Consider the following 320-nt stretch of genomic DNA (forward strand, 5'->3'; position numbering starts at 1 on the left):
AGCAATTTGTGGATTGGTGTGTACAGCAGTCGGTATCGGATGTTCATCTTGGCGATATCGAAGGCGTGCAGCGGAATACGCGTAAGAACAAACGCGTGAGCCGAAAGCAAGCGCAGAAGCTATCAAATTGGTCCATGGGCAAGGTGAAGCAGTATTTGACGTATAAATTGGAACGAGAAGGGATCGCACTCCATCTCGTCGATGAATCGTATACAAGTCAGACATGTCCTGTCTGCAGGAAGTGCAATAAACGAACATCCAGGAACTATCGCTGTGCGTGCGGGTATAGAGAGCATCGGGATCTGCACGGGGCCAGGAAT

Annotated in this window: 1 protein-coding gene; it reads left to right on the forward strand. The window is 49.7% G+C overall.

The features are described from left to right. Window positions 1-320: zinc ribbon domain-containing protein (locus tag FS806_RS25445; protein ID WP_144942146.1), on the forward strand; the 320-nt coding region annotated here is incomplete at both ends.

Source organism: Paenibacillus sp. 32O-W (assembly GCF_007679495.1).
GTDB classification, from domain to species: domain Bacteria; phylum Bacillota; class Bacilli; order Paenibacillales; family NBRC-103111; genus Paenibacillus_L; species Paenibacillus_L residui.